General features: G+C 47.4%; 13 protein-coding genes. 6 read left to right on the forward strand and 7 right to left on the reverse strand.

Translation table 11 applies throughout. The annotated features are described in order from the left end of the window. Nucleotides 1-128 precede the first annotated feature (128 nt). From topA to ACYVD4_RS09020, 3 genes are all read left to right on the forward strand, one after another. Nucleotides 129-2801 (forward strand): type I DNA topoisomerase, encoded by a 2673-nt coding sequence (gene topA / locus ACYVD4_RS09010; RefSeq protein ID WP_460944604.1) that lies wholly within the window; start codon nt 129-131, stop codon nt 2799-2801. A gap of 121 nt (nt 2802-2922) precedes the next feature. After that, nucleotides 2923-5220, forward strand: coding sequence for a glycoside hydrolase family 20 protein (locus ACYVD4_RS09015; RefSeq protein ID WP_460944606.1), 2298 nt, complete (start codon nt 2923-2925; stop codon nt 5218-5220). An 82-nt stretch (nt 5221-5302) separates the two neighbouring features. Then, the gene (locus ACYVD4_RS09020; RefSeq protein ID WP_460944608.1) at nt 5303-6001 is read left to right on the forward strand and encodes an SIR2 family NAD-dependent protein deacylase; all 699 of its coding nucleotides are present in this window, start codon (nt 5303-5305) and stop codon (nt 5999-6001) included. A 77-nt stretch (nt 6002-6078) separates the two neighbouring features. Here ACYVD4_RS09020 and ACYVD4_RS09025 read toward each other — a convergent pair whose 3' ends face one another. From ACYVD4_RS09025 to ACYVD4_RS09035, 3 genes are all read right to left on the reverse strand, one after another. Further along, on the reverse strand, nt 6079-6783 hold the full coding sequence (locus tag ACYVD4_RS09025) for a hypothetical protein (protein ID WP_460944610.1): 705 nt from the start codon (nt 6781-6783) through the stop codon (nt 6079-6081). Nucleotides 6784-6825: 42 nt separating this feature from the next. Further along, nucleotides 6826-7314 (reverse strand): hypothetical protein, encoded by a 489-nt coding sequence (locus ACYVD4_RS09030; protein WP_460944612.1) that lies wholly within the window; start codon nt 7312-7314, stop codon nt 6826-6828. Nucleotides 7315-7393: 79 nt separating this feature from the next. Continuing rightward, a complete protein-coding gene (locus ACYVD4_RS09035) occupies nt 7394-8392 on the reverse strand; it encodes an OmpA family protein (protein ID WP_460944614.1) in 999 nt (332 codons plus the stop codon). A gap of 284 nt (nt 8393-8676) precedes the next feature. Here ACYVD4_RS09035 and ACYVD4_RS09040 point away from each other — a divergent pair, with 284 nt between their 5' ends. Both ACYVD4_RS09040 and ACYVD4_RS09045 read left to right on the forward strand, forming a co-directional pair. Continuing rightward, a complete protein-coding gene (locus ACYVD4_RS09040; RefSeq protein ID WP_460944616.1) occupies nt 8677-9693 on the forward strand; it encodes a threonine aldolase family protein in 1017 nt (338 codons plus the stop codon). 96 nt (nt 9694-9789) lie between these two features. Continuing rightward, nucleotides 9790-11388, forward strand: coding sequence for a GNAT family N-acetyltransferase (locus ACYVD4_RS09045; RefSeq protein ID WP_460944618.1), 1599 nt, complete (start codon nt 9790-9792; stop codon nt 11386-11388). A gap of 74 nt (nt 11389-11462) precedes the next feature. Here ACYVD4_RS09045 and ACYVD4_RS09050 read toward each other — a convergent pair whose 3' ends face one another. Then, nucleotides 11463-12941 carry a PQQ-dependent sugar dehydrogenase gene (locus ACYVD4_RS09050; protein WP_460944620.1) on the reverse strand — a complete coding sequence of 493 codons (1479 nt, stop codon included), beginning with the start codon at nt 12939-12941 and terminating at the stop codon, nt 11463-11465. 128 nt (nt 12942-13069) lie between these two features. Next, nucleotides 13070-13960, reverse strand: a complete 891-nt coding sequence (locus ACYVD4_RS09055) for a glycerophosphodiester phosphodiesterase family protein (protein WP_460944622.1) — start codon at nt 13958-13960, stop codon at nt 13070-13072. Between the two features lie 132 nt (nt 13961-14092). Here ACYVD4_RS09055 and ACYVD4_RS09060 point away from each other — a divergent pair, with 132 nt between their 5' ends. Further along, nucleotides 14093-15109 (forward strand): LLM class flavin-dependent oxidoreductase, encoded by a 1017-nt coding sequence (locus ACYVD4_RS09060; protein ID WP_460944624.1) that lies wholly within the window; start codon nt 14093-14095, stop codon nt 15107-15109. An 85-nt stretch (nt 15110-15194) separates the two neighbouring features. Here ACYVD4_RS09060 and ACYVD4_RS09065 read toward each other — a convergent pair whose 3' ends face one another. Then, nucleotides 15195-17489, reverse strand: coding sequence for a fused MFS/spermidine synthase (locus ACYVD4_RS09065; protein WP_460944626.1), 2295 nt, complete (start codon nt 17487-17489; stop codon nt 15195-15197). Between the two features lie 63 nt (nt 17490-17552). Further along, nucleotides 17553-20396 (reverse strand): leucine--tRNA ligase, encoded by a 2844-nt coding sequence (gene leuS, locus ACYVD4_RS09070; protein WP_460944628.1) that lies wholly within the window; start codon nt 20394-20396, stop codon nt 17553-17555. Nucleotides 20397-20467 lie beyond the last annotated feature (71 nt).

Consider the following 20467-nt stretch of genomic DNA (forward strand, 5'->3'; position numbering starts at 1 on the left):
AATGCTTTTGCGTCTATATTTGGGCGAACCAGACAGCGATTAAACGTCTTGTCGGGCTGGTGATTTCAGACGTAAAGGTGCTCCGTACAAACTAAAAGCGGAGTTTTTGTCAACCTGAATATCGAATTATGTCAAAAAACTTAGTCATAGTGGAGTCGCCGGCGAAGGCGAAAACCATAGAAGGCTATCTGGGTAAAGACTTCACGGTTAAGTCTAGTTTTGGGCACGTCCGTGATTTGCCGAAAGATGGTCTTGCGGTCGACGTAACGAATGGTTTTCTACCTTCTTATGAGATTTCGCCCGACAAAAAGAAGCTGGTCAGTGAGTTAAAATCACTGGCGAAGTCGGCGGAAGAAGTCTGGCTCGCAACGGATGATGACCGTGAAGGAGAGGCCATTTCGTGGCACCTGAAAGAAGCCCTTGGCCTACGCGATAACACCAAACGTATCGTTTTTCGGGAAATCACAAAGAATGCGATTCAGAACGCGATCAAGACGCCACGTACCATTGATGTCGATTTAGTGAATGCCCAGCAAGCACGTCGGGTTCTCGACCGGCTGGTGGGTTATGAGCTATCGCCTGTTTTGTGGCGCAAGATTAAAGGCGGTAGTACTGGATTGTCGGCTGGCCGGGTTCAATCAGTGGCACTACGTCTTGTTGTAGAGCGCGAACGCGAGATTGACAAGCACTCAGCCAAATCGTCGTTTAAGGTAACAGCGCAGTTCATTGTTGATGGATCTAAAATTCTGAACGCCGAACTGCCGAAAAACTTTGCTACGTCGGCAGAAGCACGGAAGTTTCTGGAAGCGTGCATCGGCGCTACGTTCACCATCAAAAATCTGGAGGTTAAACCCGCCAAGAAATCGCCTGCTCCGCCGTTCACTACCTCGACACTGCAACAGGAAGCATCACGAAAACTGAGTTATTCGGTTGACCGCACCATGCGTTTGGCCCAGAACCTCTACGAAGCGGGTAAAATTTCGTACATGCGTACCGACTCAACGAACCTGTCGCAGGAAGCTATTGAGAAGGCTAAAACCGAAATTGAGACTGAATTTGGCGAACGCTACGTTCAAACCCGACAGTTTAAGACCAAAAATGAATCGGCGCAGGAAGCCCACGAAGCGATACGTCCGACAAATTTCAACGACCGGAACGCCGGTGCCGACCGCGACCAGAAACGACTTTACGAACTGATCTGGAAACGCGCCATTGCGTCGCAGATGGCCGATGCGCAGCTCGAACGTACCGTCGTAACAATCGGCATCCGATTTACAAATGGTGCGCAACTAGTGGAGCAGGACCTAAGTTTCGACGTTTTCGGGGATGATTTCGATCCAGCAAAAAAAGCTGAACCAAACCCGAAAGCACAGCCACAAAACACTACGTTCCCCAGCGAACTGGTTGCTCAGGGCGAAGTGATTAAGTTCGACGGCTTTTTACGAGTTTATCTCGAATCGAAAGACGACGAAGATGATGAGGATGCTAAAGGCATGCTGCCTCCGCTCAACATTGGCCAGATTCTGAACCTCGGCCAGATGAAAGCAACCGAGAGATTCACCCGTCCGCAACCACGTTATGCTGAAGCGTCGCTGGTAAAAAAGCTGGAAGAGATGGGAATTGGTCGTCCATCGACCTATGCGCCAACAATTTCGACCATTATCAATCGGGGCTACGTTATTAAGCAGGATAAGCCGGGTCAGGAGCGAAAATATCTGGAGTATACCCTTCAGCAGAACCAGATTCAGGAAACCAGCGGTAAAGAAACATTTGGGTCCGAAAAAGCGAAGTTATTTCCGACAAATACAGGTATTGTTGTAAACGATTTTCTGGTCGAATATTTCCCGGACATCGTTAATTATCAGTTCACCGCAACGGTCGAAAAAGAGTTCGACGAAATTGCAGATGGACGGATGAACTGGCAGAAAATGCTGGAAGAATTTTACGGCGATTTCCACAAGAATATCGAAGAAATTCAGGGATCTTCGGTTAGTACGTTCAAAACGGGTGCTCGTGATCTGGGCACTGATCCAGCATCTGGTAAACCTATGTCGGCACGATTGGGTCGTTATGGCGCTTACGTTCAAATTGGCGAAGCCAGCGACGAAGAAAAACCCAGATTTGCTAACCTTCGCGATGGGCAGCTTATCGAAACCATTACGCTGCAGGAAGCGCTGGATTTGTTTACGTTACCCCGCGAAGTCGGTTTCTTTGAAGATAAATCCCTGACCATCGGTATCGGCAAATTTGGCCCTTACGTGAAGCACGACGATAAGTACGTATCGCTGACGAAAGAAGACGACCCGTACACGATTGACGAAGCTCGTGCCATCCAACTGATTCAGGCCAAACGTGCCGAATCGATCAGTGAAGCACTAGGCGATTATGAGGGCAAACTCGTTACAACGGGAAAAGGTCGTTTCGGACCGTATGTGAAATACGACGAAAAATACATTTCGCTGCCCCGCAACGAATCGTTGGCTGGACTTTCGCTGGAGCGAGCTATCGAATTGATTCAGGCCAAACGCCAACAGGAAGCCAATAAATACATTAAGGAATTCCCGGAGCGTCCCGAAATTAAGATTGTGAATGGGCAGTATGGCCCTTATCTGGCGGTTGGGAAACGTAACGTTCGCATTCCAAAAGATGTCGATGCGGCTTCGTTAACGCTCGAAGATTGCCTTAATCTAGCCGGAGAAGATCCTGCGGCCACGAAAGCAAAACCAGCAAAAAAAACGACTACGTCGAAAACCACAACGGCCAAAAAGACTACAGCAAAAAAGACTACGCCGAAGAAATAAGTTGATTCGTTGCGTTGCCTACATATATTGACCGTTCACAAAGCCTTCCCATTCGGAGGGCTTTTGTTTTATGTTTCCTTGCGAAATCGTCGCTATTTTGCCAGCTAATTCGATATTTCCTATGCATATACGCCTGAAACTTCTGTTTTTTATAGTTCTTCTCTCTTCGTCACTATTTGCTCAAACTGACAATCAATACAATCTGATTCCGTTTCCGGCCCGATTTTCCGGCCAAAATGGTCAGTTTACACTTTCTGCTGCTACTAAAATCGTTACGTCTCCGGCAACAGACGCCAGCGTTCGGAGCGTTGCGCAGACTTTTTCGGCTCAGGTGAAAGCAGCGAACAACGTCGCATTAGCCGTTGCACCAACCAATGCGACCTTAGCTAAAGGAGCTAATATTTTTCTAACCTTAAACAAAAAATTAAACCTCGGCGACGAAGGTTATAAACTTACCGTGATGCCGGGCCGGGTTCTGGCCGAAGCATCGACGCCAAAAGGTTTATTTTATGCGACTCAAACCATGCGGCAATTGCTGCCTGTTGGTCAAAGTAATACGTTGGTGATGCCAGCCTGTGCCATTACCGACAAACCTCGCTTTGGTTATCGTGGACTTATGCTCGACGTGTGTCGTCATTTCATGCCCGTTTCTTTTGTGAAGAAATTCATCGACCTGATGGCGATGCACAAACAAAATACGTTTCACTGGCACCTGACCGACGATCAGGGATGGCGTATCGAAATCAAGAAATACCCGAAACTAACCCAAATTGGCAGTAAACGGGCCGAATCGATTGTTGGTCAGTACCATCAGAATTATCCGCAGCAATTCGACGGCACTCCGCACGGTGGTTTCTATACGCAGGATGAAATCCGTGACGTAGTGCGTTATGCTCAGAGCCGTTTCGTGACCATTATTCCCGAAGTTGAAATGCCCGGTCACGCGCAGGCGGCTCTGGCGGCTTACCCCGAACTCGGTTGCGATCCTGCCAAAGGGTATAAAGTATTTACCAAATGGGGTGTTTCGGATGATGTGTACTGTCCTTCGGAGAAAACATTCAGTTTCTTACAGGACGTACTGACTGAAGTTATGACCTTATTTCCAAGTAAATACATTCACATTGGCGGTGACGAGTGCCCTAAAATTGCCTGGAAAAACAGCGCGTTCTGTCAGGAGCTAATTAAGAAAAACAAACTGAAAGACGAGCACGAACTCCAAAGCTATTTTATCCGGCGAATTGAAAAATTTGTTAATAGTAAGGGCAAATCGATTATCGGCTGGGACGAAATTCTGGAAGGTGGTCTTGCGCCAAATGCAACCGTAATGAGCTGGCGAGGAACGGAAGGCGGTATCGAAGCGGCCAAACAGAAACACAACGTAATTATGACGCCCGGCGGATTTTGCTATCTCGATCATTATCAAGGCAATCCAGCCACGGAGCCGTTAGCTTTTGGCGGCTACACAACCCTCGATAAGGTTTATTCGTATGAGCCAATGCCCGCCGAATTGACGCCCGATCAGCAGAAATACATACTGGGCGTTCAGGGAAATATCTGGACTGAATACATTCCAACGACCGAACAGGTAGAATATATGGCTTATCCGCGTGCCATTGCACTGGCCGAAATTGGCTGGATGCAGGCCGGAACGCATAATTTCGAGGATTTTGCTCAACGGCTGAAAAATCATCTGCCACGGCTGAATAGTATTCCGGTAAATTACGCCAAACGTCTGTTCGATATTTCGGCCAATACCCAGCCAAACGATCAGGGGCAACTACAGGTAAAACTGAACAAGATTGATTCCGATAGCCGTATTTATTACACGATCAATAGCAAAGAACCCAACGAACGTAGCACGGAGTACATCGGGCCATTTACGTTAACTAAAACAGCTACGGTACGTGCCATCACCCAAACCGGTGGTCGACTCACGCAGACATTCACGCTGCATAAAGGCAAAAATAAGCCGTATACGTATGGTATACCGCTCGAAAATAAAAGCGATGAAGAGTTGAAACGGCTTACCGATGGCATTCGGGGAGAAAGCCCACGCGACCGTCGTCAATGGGCCAACTTTTTCGGCGATATGGACGTAACGGTTGATCTCGGAGACGTAACCAGCGTAACGAAAGTTTCCTTAAATTTCCTGAAGGTAATCAGCGATAAAAACTTCCCGCCTTCATCCGTCGAAATTGCTTTATCGAAAGATGGCAAAGATTTCAAAGAAGCTATCGCACAGCCTGTTACGTATGAGCTAAACGGACCATGGGATATATTGCCTGTGGTTGCGGACTTTAAAACGGCTCGTGCTCGCTACGTTCGAATTCGGGCTAAAAATGTAGGCGTATGCCCCCCTGGTCATCCAGAGGCTGGCCAAAAAACCTGGTTTTCGACGGATGAAATTGTGGTAGAATAAATGCATGGATAGCTAGGATAGCATGGATAGTCAGGAGGCATCCATGCTATCCCCCCTTCTGAGCAATACTAGCTAAAAAAACATGAATACTCGTAAAAAAATCGTCGTACTATCTGGGGCTGGCATTAGTGCCGAGAGTGGTATTCCTACGTTTCGTGCCTCAGATGGACTTTGGGAAAATCACCGAATTGAAGACGTAGCAACCCCAGAGGCCTGGCGACGAAACCCGGTACTTGTTCAGGATTTTTACAATCAACGTCGTAAACAAGCGCTGAGCGTTCAGCCGAATGCCGGGCATCTGGCACTGGTAAAACTGGAGGACAAATACGACGTAACAGTCATAACGCAGAACGTCGACAATCTGCATGAGAAAGCGGGTTCGTCGAACGTAGTACATCTGCATGGCGAATTGTTCAAGTCGCGCTCAACCATCGACGAATCTCTGATTTATGACATTGAAGGCTGGGAACTGAAATTGGGCGACTTATGCAAAAAAGGGTCTCAATTGCGGCCACATATCGTCTGGTTTGGTGAGGCTGTACCAATGATGGACGTAGCACTCGACATTACAGAAGCGGCTGATATCTTCATCGTAGTTGGTACGTCGCTTAATGTATATCCGGCAGCTGGGCTAGTTTATGCCGCAAAAAGTGGTGTACCCATCTTCGTAGTTGACCCTAATATTCCCAGCATGCATAAGCGGCCCAACGTAACGTTTATTGCTGAGCCAGCCACAATCGGACTGACACAACTTGCTCAACAATTACTAGACGAAGCCTAGTCAACCAGGAATTTCTTAAACTATAAAAGCCCCGAAAAATGTATTTTTCGGGGCTTTTATAGTTTGGCAATGCATACTCAGCTTTTCCTACTGTGTTTCCGTTCATAAAAATCTTTAGCCTGTTCTACCCAGTTATCGCGTTCGATACGTCCGGGGAAGAACTCGATAATTTCATTGACTTTATCAATATCTTCCTTAGTGAAATTACCAACCTGACGGAACGTATAGATACCCAAACTATGTAGTTTTCGCTCCAGAAACGGGCCAATACCAACAATATCTTTAAGATCATCGGCTTCTGTCGCAACAGCCCGGCCAATCCGATCAAAATTGATTTCGCTGGCGCGTGATGCAATCCGGTTCAGCACAGCCGCTTCTGAATCCGTTGCCTTAACCGATAAATCGGCAGCCGTAACTACGGGCGGAGACACAACCGGAACCGTGCTACGTGGTATAATCGTTGGCGGCTCTTCAACAGGAATTGGTTCAGGTGTATCATCAAGGGTGATAGCGGGCAACAACGGATCGGCCGGAACATAGGCTGGTGGCATTTCTATCACAGGTTCAGGTTTACGGTATGCCACACCCGAAACGCCTTCGATTTTCGACCGGCGGCAATTTTCCAGCTCCGTTTCTTTATCGGCTATCGACGAACGTAACGAACTGATACGTCCCGACAACACAAGGCGGCCTAATAACCAGCCGATGAATGCTGCCAGTGATAGTAAAAGCAGTATCTCAATAATAGCAACCGGCCGGCTTAAGGGATCTAATCCAAACATAGTGTGCTTTCGTTTAGGGATTTCGGGTTAGTGAGGTGTGGACTATTTATTCATCAACGTTTTAGCTTGCCCAACCCAGTTATCGCGTTGAATACGTCCTGGAAAGAACTCGATAATATCGTTGACCCGATCAATATCATCGCTCGTAAAATTGGCGATCTGCCGAAAGGTATAGATACCTATTGCGTGTAGTTTTTTCTCCAGAAACGGACCAACGCCTACAATAACTTTAAGGTCATCGGCTTCGGCCAACGTGGCAAGTCCAATACGGGAAAAATTAAGTTCCTGCGCCCGATTTCGAATCCGATTCAGCACAATCGTTTCTTCATCGTCGGTGCTGGTTACGGGTGCAGGAGCCCGATAACAGTCATCAACTTCGCGGGTTGTGCTGGCCAGATCGCCTTCGAGTTGCCGAATTGTACTTTGCCGGGAAACGTAACCAATAATAAAACCCAGCACACCAGCCACCAGTAGCATAATCCACTGCTGCATCTGTGCTTCAGGTAAGTTGAGGGGATTAAGTTCAAACATTTTCTGGAGTATTTATAAGTTGAATGGCTCCGATTCGCTGGTTAATTGGCTTTCGTTAACCAGCGAACCGAAGACAAAATCAATGAAGTACAACTACCGTAACCCGTCGGTTTGCCTTACGGCCCGACATTGTGCTATTGTCGGCTTTAGGCTCTGTTTCACCTTTAGCTTTTACCTCAATTTGCGATGACGGAATACCAGCCTTACGTAGTCTTGCTTTTACGTCGTTCGCCCGATCACGAGAGAGCCGCATATTCACATCGTCAGGACCTGAATTGTCTGTATGGCCTGTAAGCTGCAATTTTTTGTCTTTATGCTCCGAAAGATACTTGATCGCTTCCTCGAAAAACTTAACCGTTTCGCTAGTCTTAATGTAATTGGCCTCGCTAAGTGGGAAATACAAATCGATAGGCTCAAAAACCGATTTAAATTTCTGTCCTTCAGCTAACTCTTTCTCGGTGGTTGCCCCCGTTAACGTAACAACTGCGGGCTGAGTTGTTGATGCGGCAGTTGTTTCAGCAACCGGAGCCGTTGGTGCAGCTTCAACTACGCCAGCAAACGCAAAATCAAGACCTCCATACAGTGAATCCCCTTTGGCCGTAAACGGCAGGTTGCGCTCTACTCCTTTTGTGGTAATCGACGCAGCCGAAATTCCCTGTTGAATCAGATACTGTTTCATTCCTTCGGCACGCGCAAGGCCCAGATTGGCAAATGAAGTCGTATTCTTTTCTTCTGCTGAATAATAGCCGATTACCTCAACCGTACGGCCGGGATTGGCTTTCAGGTATTCTGTTAGTTTGTTAAGCGAACCACCCAACGTATTCATATTGGCATTGGCTCCCGACTTTGCAAAACTAAATTGACCCGGAAAATCGAGTCGGAACAGGTTACCATCGGCAATTGTATAACCATCGGCACCGGGGGGCGTAGTTTCTACTGGTTCCGACGTAACAGCCGACGTAGTTACAGATGGCTGAGCATCATTGATACACAACTGTTTAATTTTGCAGACGTGCCACCAGGTCGAGCCGAGCATCCAGAGGATGAGCAGGATAATCCAGGGAGTTTTGTTGGTCATAACTAGTAGGCTGATGTGTAGTATTACCTATCCGTATAAGACGGATAAATGAGAAAAGGTTGCTCAAAAATAATCGTAACAATTCTAAATGCAAGATTGTCAGGCTTGTTGCTCCAAACAATCTATTTTATCGTTAAAAACGCCGTAAAAAGTACTTCCCGATCAATTTCAAGGACAACCTGATGTAAATTGCCGATTCGTACAAACTGTATTCTGAAAAACGAGCGAAGGCTCTACATTACTCTGCATCGGCAGACGTAGCAACTTATTTAGGCTCATTCCTTATGATCATTGACCTCCGTAGCGATACGGTTACGCAACCAACTCCTGCCATGCGCGAAGCCATGTTTTCGGCCCAGCTTGGCGACGATGTTTTTGGGGACGACCCGACTGTTAATAAACTCGAAAGCAAAGCGGCCACTCTCTTTGGTATGGAAGCCGCCCTGTTCTGCGCATCGGGCACCATGACCAACCAATTGGCTATTCGTACCCATACCCGCCCCGGCGACGATGTTATCTGCGATCAGCTATCACATGTTTATTTGTATGAAGGTGGTGGCATTTCGGCGAATGCGCTGGCCTCTGTAAGTCTGGTTCAGGGCGAACGGGGCAAGCTCACTCCCGAACTCATTCGCGACTACATTTATAGCCCTGCTGATCCGCACAAACCGTTATCAAGGCTGGTTGTTCTCGAAAATACGATGAACAAAGGCGGTGGTTGCTACTATACCGTACCTGAAATTGCGGCAATCCGACGGGTATGTACCGAACATGGTCTATTATTGCATCTGGATGGTGCCCGCCTGTTCAACGCACTGATCGAAACGGGTGAACCCACCGAAGCATACGGACAGTTGTTCGACTCTATCAGCATCTGCCTGTCTAAAGGATTGGGTTGTCCCGTTGGTTCATTGCTGATCGGCAACACCAGTTTTATCAAGCAGGCACGTAGATTCCGCAAACTTATGGGTGGTGGTTGGCGACAGGCGGGTTTTCTGGCAGCAGCTGGCATTTATGCCCTTGATCACCACGTAGATCGGCTAAAACAGGATCATGCCCGTGCTCGTAGAATAGGCGCTTTTCTCGAACGGATTCCAGAGGTGCAGGAAATTTACCCGATCGATACTAATATCGTCATTTTCAGACTTCCTGAAACCATCTTAGCGACCGACTATGTTGATAAATTAGCCGCAAAGGGTATCTTAAGCGTTACGTTCGGCAAGCATTTAGTTCGTTTTGTGACTCATCACGATTTCACAGATGCGCATCTTATAGAAATGGAAACTCTTCTGAACCGGTAGGATTAAACAGATTGACAGTTTAACCAGATTTTACTTCTCGCTTCTTTGAAGCGTTTTGTCAATCTGTTTAATCCCGCCGGTTCAGACAATGACATTATGCATATACAAACCAGAACATTACAGAAATCCGATTATCATGATTTGAAAGAAACCATGATAGAGGTGTATAGCGGCATCGGGGGCGATTACTGGTCCAAGAGCTCGATCAACAAACTCCTAACGATCTTTCCAGACGGGCAGTTGTGTGTTGAGGTCGACGGGAAAGTAGTGGCTATTGCACTGGCAATTCGGGTCAAGTACGACAAGTTTGGCGATAACCACACGTACTTCGAGATTACTGGAGGTTACACCTTTAAAACCCATAGCGACGAAGGCGACTATCTATACGGTATTGAAGTTTTTGTTCATCCTGACTACCGAGATTTACGGCTAGGCCGTCGGCTTTACGATGCCCGCAAGGAGCTTTGCGAACAGTTGAATCTAAAGGGTATGCTGGCTGGCGGGCGTATCCCGAATTACAACAAATTTGCTGATGAACTAAGCCCCCGCGAATACATCGCCAAGGTGAAGCAAAAGGAAATTTATGACCCCACACTCACGTTTCAGCTATCGAATGATTTTCACGTTCGGAAGGTACTACGTGGTTATTTACCCGGCGATTCGGAATCAAAAGAATATGCTACGTTGCTGGAGTGGATCAATATTTACTACGCCGACGAGAAAGACAAAAAGCCGCACACGGACTCTATTATCCGGCTTGGCGTGATTCAATGGCAGATGCGGTTATTTAAAAATCTGGCCGCATTTCTTGATCAGGTTGAGTTTTTTGTAAACGCCGTTAGCGATTACCGGTCCGATTTTATGGTATTGCCCGAGTTTTTCAATACGCCCCTGATGGCCGATTTCAACGATCTGCCGGAACCCGTAGCGATCCGTAAACTCGCTGATTTCACGGTACCTGTCCGCGAAAAACTCTGCGAACTTGCTATTTCTTACAATGTAAATATTGTGGGAGGCAGCATGCCGCTTGTTGATGAAGATGGCAAATTATATAACGTAGCGTATCTCTGCCGACGCGATGGCTCTTGGGAAGAATACCGGAAGATTCATATTACCCCCAACGAAGTAAAACACTACGGTATGGTGGGCGGAAACGAAATCAGAGCGTTCGATACCGATTGCGGAAAAATTGGCATGGTAATTTGTTACGACGTTGAATTTCCCGAACTGACCCGAATTCTGTCGCAGCAAGGGATTCAGATTCTGTTCGTACCGTTCCTGACCGATACGCAGAATGGCTACTCACGCGTACGCCATTGTGCACAGGCGCGGGCCATCGAGAACGAATGCTACGTAGCGATTTCGGGTTGTGTGGGAAATCTGCCAAAGGTGCATAATATGGATATAAACTATGCCCAATCGGCCGTATTTACACCATCCGATTTTCAGTTTCCAACAAACGCGGTTAAGGCCGAAGCAACGCCAAATACCGAAATGGTACTCATTGCCGACGTTGATTTAAGCCTACTTAAAGAATTACATGAACATGGCTCGGTGCAGGTACTGAAAGATCGTCGGACCGATCTGTACGACGTATCTTTAAAAAAAGCAGCTCGTAAAGCCCTCAAGCAACGCAAAGCTGCCGCTGAAAACGATCCGGAAGAAGTGGCGCCAATCATTGTTATATCAGCTTAGACCGCTTTGTTAAACACCTGACGCCCTGTTACGTAATAATTTTTGCAACGTAGCAGGGCGTCAGGTGTTTAACGTTAATAAGACAGTTTACCGCTACTGGTAAAGATCAATTTACCAAACAGTTTTATCGTCTTTACGTATTCTGTCTGACCAACGGAAATAACATGACCTGCTGAAATCGTTACGCTATCCTCTATACCCGGAATACACTGGCAATTCCAGATAGTAGGGTTATTCCAGCTTCCGCTCTGCACGCTGACAACAGGTTCTGAACTGATATGATAAAGAATACCATCGGGAAGCGATAAAACGTAAAGTTCTCCATCAGGTCCTTCGCCAAACGAAACAGGTTTTGTTTGTGTAGATATCGATTGCTCAATTTGCTGAAAATTGTCCGTGCTATCCCGTTTAAGTGTCCAGTATGTACCCCGTTCATAATCGCCATACACGTACCACCCCTTTAACGTTGGATAGGCGTTTCCCCGATACACAAACCCTCCTGTTATGGAGGCCGATTGCCCATAATTGTACCCCGAATATTCTAGCAACGGCATATGAAACGTAGTGTTCGCTAAACAGGTGGAGTCGTAAGGATGTAAGCCTTCAAAACAGGGCCAGCCATAATTCTGCGGTGTCGACGTAGTAGCCGCCGTAAAATTTAGCTCTTCCCAACCATCCTGCCCTATGTCGCCCATCCAGAAATCGCCCGTTTGTCGGTCGAAACTCCAGCGCCAGGGATTACGTAAACCTAATCCATACAATTCATCAGGTACACCATCAGTTGGGTCGGCATACGGATTTGTTGGCGGAATCGCATAGGGAGAACCAGTATTGACGTCAATTCGTAGAATCTTGCCATACAATGTTTGCAGATTCTGCGCTAGTTTATTCGGATCGCCGATGGAACCGCGTGCCCCCGGACTGGAATCGCCCGTAGTTATATAGAGGTAACCATCGGGTCCGAAGCCTATGCGTCCGGAACGGTGACCACCCAACGGATTCGTGTATGGAATCGTAAAATAAATTAACTCCGAGGCTGGATCGGCCTGATCAGGATTAGTACTCAGGCGCGTAAATCGGGCAAATACCGACGAACGGTCACTCAGACGCGAATAATGGACATAGATATAACCATTGCTAGTGTAATCAGGATGTACTGTAATACCGAAAATACCTTCCCAAGTAGTATTGTATATCTTACCTGTAATATCCAGAAATGGCACTGGCTGAATGACACCGTTACGAATAAGGCGAATCTTGCCGTCGGTTTGCGAAACCAGAAATTCGGTTGAACTCAAAACTGCTACGTCGTTAGGCCGATTAAGCCCTGTAGCTACTACGTTCAGTTGTAGTCGGGGTATCTGCGCGGCAACTGGAACACTCCACCAAATCAGCAACCAACTAAACAGCAGCGTGTTCCTTTGTTGCATCATTAGCCATGCTGCCCCCTTCCAAAGAAAGTAATACGTTAAAAATGTCTGAAATTGCCAACGCGCCAGTAAAGCTGCCAGCATTTTACGCATAGAAAGCCGCTCTGTAAAGTTCCTTCTCATAAGTGTAGTATCAGCCCAAAAATCATTTCAAATTAGTTATGATAAATAGGTTATACAATGAAAAGGTAAGTTCTTTCCTTGACGCGAGTTAGTCAATCAAATCAGACGAAGAAGTTCAAGACTACCAATCATTTATACAACACGCGAGCCATTTCGAGCGGTCGGTCGGTGCTCATGATGTCGGCACCATTGTCAGCAAATGTTTTGTAGAGCTGATCGCCTTTAGCGGCAGCCTGTTTATCGAGGTTACCTAACGTACCGAGAATGCAGGTGATTCCTTTCTGATGCAGAAACTGGTATAGTTCTGCCGCTGGTTCTTTCACGCCTACAAACGCCATTATTCGATTGTCGGGCACGCCAAGCTCACGTAGTCGATCATATTCTGCCTGATTTCGAATTGTTACCGATATCATCAGATTCGGATCGAGTTTATGTACTTTGGCAGCATCCTGCGCATTATACGTAATGATTGCTACGTATCGGTCGGTGCCGGTTTTATGGACCATATCCACCACTTTGGCAAACGATACGTTCCGTTTAACATCGAGCGTAAACGTAACTGGTGCTTTTCCGGACTGCTTTTTACCCCATTGAAGCGTCTGTTCCAGCGTCGGAATTTTATAAGGTGTTACGTTCCCCATGTTATCTTCCAGCCGATACTCCGCCAGCTCTGCGTAATCCTTTTCAATCAGTTTACCGGTTCCGTTTGTGGTCCGGTCGAGTGTAGCGTCGTGCATCATAACCAGCACACTATCCTTTGTGAGGTCGATGTCACATTCAATAATGGCTGGATGGGTTGGGCTACCAATCTGGCTGGCTACGTAGGCAAACGATTCGAGACAGTTTTCCGGATAGTTTTTCAAATCGCCCCCGCCCCGGTGCACCGAAATTTTGGGGGGCTGTCCGGCCTTATAACGAAAGAATTCGGTTTGTTCCCCTTTCGAAAGATTAGTAGTGGTTTTGGGCGAGCAGGCAGTAAAACAAATAAGTACGGCAGCAACCAGTGTTTTTGTGGTCATGTGTAATAAAACGTATGGAACCGTTCGAACGGAATGTCGTGTTGATGAATACACAAATGTACGTCGATGTTGCACTGAATCGACGTAGCACGCTTGTCGTTCACTCCTCATTAACCCATAAAACGACGTAGTATGACTCCTTTTTCGATTCTGGATTTATCACCAATTGTGGCTGGAAATACAGCCACCCAAGCACTTCATAACACACTCGATCTGGCGCAACATGCCGAACAGTTGGGTTACAACCGATATTGGCTGGCCGAACACCACAACATGCCAGGCATTGCCAGCGCAGCTACGTCGGTTGTGATTGGATACGTTGCGGGAGGTACAAAAACCATTCGGGTTGGCTCGGGCGGTATTATGCTACCCAACCATTCACCATTGGTTATTGCCGAGCAGTTCGGTACGCTTGAATCGCTTTATCCCGGACGTATTGATCTTGGACTGGGGCGCGCACCCGGCTCCGACCAACCAACAGCACGGGCATTACGGCGGAATGCGACTGGCCCCGATACGTTTCCGCAGGATGTCGTTGAATTACAGCGTTATTTTCAGCCCGATGAAACGAATCAGTTTGTGCAGGCTGTACCAGGCAATGGGCTTAACGTACCCATCTGGATTTTAGGCTCCAGCCTATTTGGTGCGCAATTGGCGGCCATGCTTGGGTTACCGTATGCTTTTGCCTCGCATTTTGCACCCAAAGCCTTACTGGAAGCTATCGATACGTATCGAACGCAATTTGTACCGTCGGCTACGCTGGATAAACCGTATGTAATGGTAGCCTCCAACGTAATTGTGGCCGATACAGATCGCGAAGCCGAACGTTTGTTCACATCTTTGCAACAACAGTTTCTATACCTCCATCACGGCAAAGCGCGGCAGATGCAACCGCCAGTCGATGATTTGCGGACAATCTGGGGCGAAAATGAACTGGCGGCTGTTCAGTCTGTTTTCCGTTATTCTGCGGTTGGCTCACGCGAAACGGTTCAACGTCAGCTCAGTCGTTTTCTGGAACAGACTCAGGCCGATGAACTGATCGTATCGACGCCTATTTTCGACCACGACGCCCGTAAGTATTCGCTTACCCTTACCGCCCAAATCCGTGATGCGTTGGCAAGTCAGAAAGCCGAAACGGCAGTTTTATAATGAATAATTGATAATGGAAAATGTATAATGTCGAATGAATTCTAATCTCTGTAATTGTCATTCATCAGTATACATTTTCCACTTTTTAAAAATCTACGCGATCGCTAACACGGATACTGTATTCATCTTTTGGGAATAGATCAGTATTGATTTCGCCCGTTATGGCTGTGTTTCTGGGCAGTAAGCGGGTATCATGTCGGTAATGATCAAGCAACGACCAGATATCGATACCAGAGCGGTTATAATGGCCACGACTAAAATCACTTTTGGCTCGTTGTTCAATGGCATTCCAATCCAGCTTAATTGGCTGATTACTACCAATCAACACCAATTTATCGCAATACGCTACGTAGGGAAATACAGACCGGAACGTATTCAGGACGCGACCAGTAGGGCACCACGTAACAGCTAATCCATTTGGTTTGAGTCGATCACGAACCAGCTCGAAATACTCTTTCGAATACACATTACCCGAATAGGCCGAAATAGGACGTAGCGCATCGGCCTCAATAACATCATAACGCGTAGTGCCGTTACGTATAGCGTAGCGTCCATCCCGAAAAATCATCTTCAACCGGGTATCATGTAACACCGCATTTACGGCCGTATCACCTACCCGACCGGCGTAATCAGCCAGCACTTTCTCCTGATTGGATGCAATTTCAAAACAATCGATCTGGTCGGTTTCGGGTCGCCCGGCAATTCCATTAACGGTTCCGGCGGAACCTAAACCAATCACGGCAACCTGCTTTGGGTTCGGGTGCATCATCACCGGTAATGCGCCCAATAACGTATGAACAGCATCGAAATGATACGGCAATCCACTTTGCCCCAACCCATTCACGAACACGATACCCATTTTTCGGTCAGGCGTCATTTTGATAACCGACACCGCCGATTCGTTTTCGTCGAATACAAATGCTTCTGGTTTATCTAATCCGTTCAGGCGTTGCCAGAACTGGTTGTTTTGAGGAATTACAAGAATAGATAAACTTAGCCCTATTAGTAGAAAACCCGTTTTTAGGGCGGAAATATGGCGACGTAGTAACATCGCAATAACGTAGCAAAAGCCTAATCCGACAATGCATTTCAAGAGTAAAGCCGTACCCAGATACGCAAAACCGATCCACGTAACAGCCCATGCACCCAGCGCAGAACCCACAATATTAATGAATTGCAGCCAGCCTATTTTTCGGCCTATTTCCGCATAATTATCCTGAATCAGCGATTGCGATAACGAGAAACTCAACCCCATCATAAACGTTGGAACACCCAACAGAAATAATGGCACGGCTCCGTATGTAAACAAGCTGAATCGCGGACTCAAAACTGGTTCACCACTGGCAAAGTAATTCCAGAGAAAATCTAATGCAGGAACTCGTCCAATGGCATTTACAAATACCCCTATCGACAGGGCAGTGTAACCATACAAAACGAGTTGAGCCAACAGAAACGCCCGTTCGCGACGCGCCACTGACTGATAAGCTGACCGACCAGTGAGCCACGTACCAACCACTGTTCCGATAGCCATTGAGCCGAGATAAATAGCCAGCAGAATCGCAAACGTCAGCGATACCGATTTAATCAGCGTTTCTAAAATCCGAAACCAGATAAGCTCCAGCGATAAAGCCGCAAATCCCGAAATCGCATATTGTACCGACCACGTAGTTAAGGGTAGCGGGCGTGGGGCAGGGGGCGTAGGGTGTGAGTTCTCAATCGATGTATTAGATTCTTTACCCTTAGCCCACTCCCCTTTGCCCTTAGCGGTAATCCATATACCCCACCCGCCCAACGCACAGATGCCATTGAGCGCAGCACCAACAAAAATAGCATTGTCGAAGCCAAGCCGACGTACCAGCAAGAAGCCTGTTACAAAAGCTCCAACTGCTGCCCCAAGCGTATTGATAAAATACAACAGACTGATATACCGAGACTGACGATTCATATCGCCAAAACGAAACACCCGCGACAACACAGGTAACGATACGCCCATCAGGAAAGTCGGCACCAGAACAATAGCAAATACGATGATATAGACCAATATTGGCTGGTCGCTCGGCAATTGATTCGATTGGTAGAGAAAATCGTAGAGAATGGCTTTACTGAACAGAGCGAACAGCATAATTCCCAGTTCGGCCCCAACAAAATACCGAAGATTCTGGGCAGACGTAGAGCGGTCGGCAAGTCGTCCGCCAACTAAATACCCGATGCCTAAACCAGTCATAAACGCCGATACAATCAGACTGATGCTTACCGTATCGGAGCCGGTATAGAATACCAGTAATCGCTGCCAGATTACCTGATAAAGCAGAGCGGCAAAACCGGACAAAAAGAACAGCAATAAAACAACCAGCGGTTGTCTGGACGTAGAGTTGGGCATAGGCAGGTTAAGTAAGAGGAGCACGAAAATAAGAAAGCCGACGTATTGTCGGCTTTCTGAGTATCAAATTACTACGTTTACAATTCGCTTCGGGACGACGACCACCTTTTTGGGTGTTTTTCCGTCGAGCCATTTCTGAACGACTTCATCTGCCAGCACTTCCTGTTCTATTTCAACAGCGGCCTGGTCAATAGCAAAACTGATTGTGGTACGTACTTTTCCGTTTATCTGAATCGGGTATTCAAATGTATCTTCAACCAGATAAGCCGGATTAAAAACCGGGAAGCTTGCCTTCGAAATAGTGCCCGGTTCATTACCCAAAGCTGCCCACAACTCTTCGGTTACGTGTGGCGCATACGGCGACAGAATCAGCGTCAACTCCTGAAGAATCGCCTTTTTGTGACAATTCAAAGTCGACAATTCATTGACACACACCATAAACGCACTCACCGACGTATTGAACGAAAACGCTTCGATATCGCTCTGCGCCTTCTGTATGGTTTTGTGCAGAACTTTCAACTCGGCCGCCGTTGGCTGTTCTTCCTTCACAATCCAGTTGCTGGTTCCGTCGGCATTGTCTTTATAGAACAACCGCCAGAATTTACGGATAAAGCGATAAACTCCGTCGATGCCGTTCGTGTTCCAGGGTTTCGCCTGTTCCAGCGGCCCCAAAAACATTTCGTACATACGTAGCACGTCGGCACCGTATTTCGCTACAATGTCATCAGGATTTACTACGTTGAACTTCGACTTCGACATTTTCTCGACTTCGGCTCCTACTACGTAGCGTCCGTCGGACTCCAGAATAAATTCGGCATTCTCCGTCAGATCAGGGCGGGCCTTTTTGAACGCTTCTACGTCCAGTACGTCGTTATCGACACTATTTACATCAACGTGCAGGGGTGTTACGTCCCGTCCCTGAATCTGATTCAACGATAGGAAAACCGGTGCAACGCCTTCCTGCCCCGTACCTTTCAGACGATACACAAAATTGCTACGTCCCTGAATCATGCCCTGATTAATGAGCTTCTTAAACGGCTCTTCCTGCGGTACGTAACCCCGATCTTTCAGGAATTTATTCCAGAAACGGCTATACAATAAGTGCCCCGTAGCGTGTTCGGTACCACCAATGTACAAGTCCACATTCTGCCAGTAGTTGATAGCTTCTTTGCTGGCGAAGGCATTGTCATTTTGCGGGTCCATATAACGATACCAGTACCACGACGAACCCGCCCAACCGGGCATGGTGCTCAGTTCATACTCATACTCGCCTTTGTATTTCCAGTCTTCGGCACGACCCAGTGGCGGCTCGCCGGTTTCGGTCGGCAGGTATTTGTCGATGGCGGGTAACTCAAGCGGAAGGTCGCTTTCATCAATCAAATATGGTAATCCATTGTTGAAATAAACCGGAACTGGCTCACCCCAATAACGTTGACGACTGAACACGGCATCACGCATCCGGTAATTCACTTTCCCACGACCCAATCCACGCGCTTCCAGCCATTCGATCAATACAGTTGTGGCTTCTTTATAACCAAGGCCGTTGATCATATCAGAGTTGATGTAACGACCTTCTTTAGTATTATCAGCCTGTGTCTCAATATCTTTCTGCGCATCCAGAATCGGAATGATGGGCAGATTGAAATGTGTCGCAAAATTCCAGTCGCGCTGATCGCCCGATGGAACAGCCATTACAGCACCCGTACCATAACCTGCCAATACGTAGTCAGCCAGGAAGATGGGGACTTTCTCGTTGCTGAACGGATTAATGCAATAACTTCCGGTAAATACGCCCGAAACAGCTTTCGTATCAGCCATCCGATCACGCTCAGACCGCAACTTGGCCGCATTTATATACGTATCAACGGCTTCGCGCTGGTCGGGGGTTGTCAGTTGAGAAACCAGCTCATGTTCAGGAGCCAGTACCATGAACGTAACGCCATAAATCGTATCGACGCGAGTAGTGAAAACCTCTATGTAGTGATGAGTGTTGAGTGATGAGTGATGAGCATTTTCTTCATTACTCATCACTGCGAAACGAACGCTCGCGCCAACTGATTTTCCGATCCAGTTCCGTTGCTGTTCTTTCAGCGATTCGGTCCAGTCGATGGTATCAAGTCCAGTCAGCAACCGGTCGGCATAAGCCGTAATCCGCATCATCCACTGACGCATCAATTTTTGCTCAACCGGGTAACCGCCCCGCTCCGATACGCCATCTTTCACTTCGTCATTTGCCAGTACCGTACCCAAAGCCGGACACCAGTTCACAACGGCATCAGCCAGATACGTCAGTCGGTATTTCAACGTAATTTCATACGACTCCTGCTTCGACATGGCATTCCACTCAGCGGCTGTAAATGTCGGCGCGTCTTCGTCGCAAACGGCGTTCACATCGGTGGTGCCGTTGGTCGCAAATTTCTCCGTCAGCGTTTCAATCGGTTCAGCGCGGTCAGTATCACGGTTATACCACGACCGAAACAATTCCATGAAAATCCACTGCGTCCACTTATAAAACGATGGATCGGACGTGCGTACTTCACGGGTCCAGTCGTAACTGAATCCGATATTTTTCAACTGCTCAATATAGCGTTGCCGATTCTGTTCGGTGGTAATGGCCGGGTGCTGCCCCGTCTGGATAGCATACTGCTCGGCCGGAAGCCCGAACGAGTCAAATCCCATCGGGTGCAGTACGTTAAACCCTTTCAGCCGCTTATACCGCGATACGATATCCGACGCAATGTACCCCAGCGGGTGCCCCACGTGTAGCCCCGCTCCCGACGGATACGGAAACATATCGAGAACGTAGTACTTGGGCTTATCAGATTGTTCGTCAGGTTTGTAGGTATGCTGTTCGTCCCAAAACCGTTGCCATTTTTGTTCGGTTTCGCGGTGATTATAGTCGGCCATGAGTAAAGTTTAATGAACAATGTAAAATGGACAATGAACAATGCGTATGATAATGCCCGGCTGCAACGCCT

Source organism: Spirosoma daeguense (assembly GCF_054776875.1).

Coding starts and splice junctions, on each gene's coding strand:
- topA (WP_460944604.1), top strand. CDS start 129: ATGTCAAAAAACTTAGTCATAGTGGAGTCGCCGGCGAAGGCGAAAACC.
- ACYVD4_RS09015 (WP_460944606.1), top strand. CDS start 2,923: ATGCATATACGCCTGAAACTTCTGTTTTTTATAGTTCTTCTCTCTTCG.
- ACYVD4_RS09020 (WP_460944608.1), top strand. CDS start 5,303: ATGAATACTCGTAAAAAAATCGTCGTACTATCTGGGGCTGGCATTAGT.
- ACYVD4_RS09025 (WP_460944610.1), bottom strand. CDS start 6,783: ATGTTTGGATTAGATCCCTTAAGCCGGCCGGTTGCTATTATTGAGATA.
- ACYVD4_RS09030 (WP_460944612.1), bottom strand. CDS start 7,314: ATGTTTGAACTTAATCCCCTCAACTTACCTGAAGCACAGATGCAGCAG.
- ACYVD4_RS09035 (WP_460944614.1), bottom strand. CDS start 8,392: ATGACCAACAAAACTCCCTGGATTATCCTGCTCATCCTCTGGATGCTC.
- ACYVD4_RS09040 (WP_460944616.1), top strand. CDS start 8,677: ATGATCATTGACCTCCGTAGCGATACGGTTACGCAACCAACTCCTGCC.
- ACYVD4_RS09045 (WP_460944618.1), top strand. CDS start 9,790: ATGCATATACAAACCAGAACATTACAGAAATCCGATTATCATGATTTG.
- ACYVD4_RS09050 (WP_460944620.1), bottom strand. CDS start 12,941: ATGAGAAGGAACTTTACAGAGCGGCTTTCTATGCGTAAAATGCTGGCA.
- ACYVD4_RS09055 (WP_460944622.1), bottom strand. CDS start 13,960: ATGACCACAAAAACACTGGTTGCTGCCGTACTTATTTGTTTTACTGCC.
- ACYVD4_RS09060 (WP_460944624.1), top strand. CDS start 14,093: ATGACTCCTTTTTCGATTCTGGATTTATCACCAATTGTGGCTGGAAAT.
- ACYVD4_RS09065 (WP_460944626.1), bottom strand. CDS start 17,489: ATGCCCAACTCTACGTCCAGACAACCGCTGGTTGTTTTATTGCTGTTC.
- leuS (WP_460944628.1), bottom strand. CDS start 20,396: ATGGCCGACTATAATCACCGCGAAACCGAACAAAAATGGCAACGGTTT.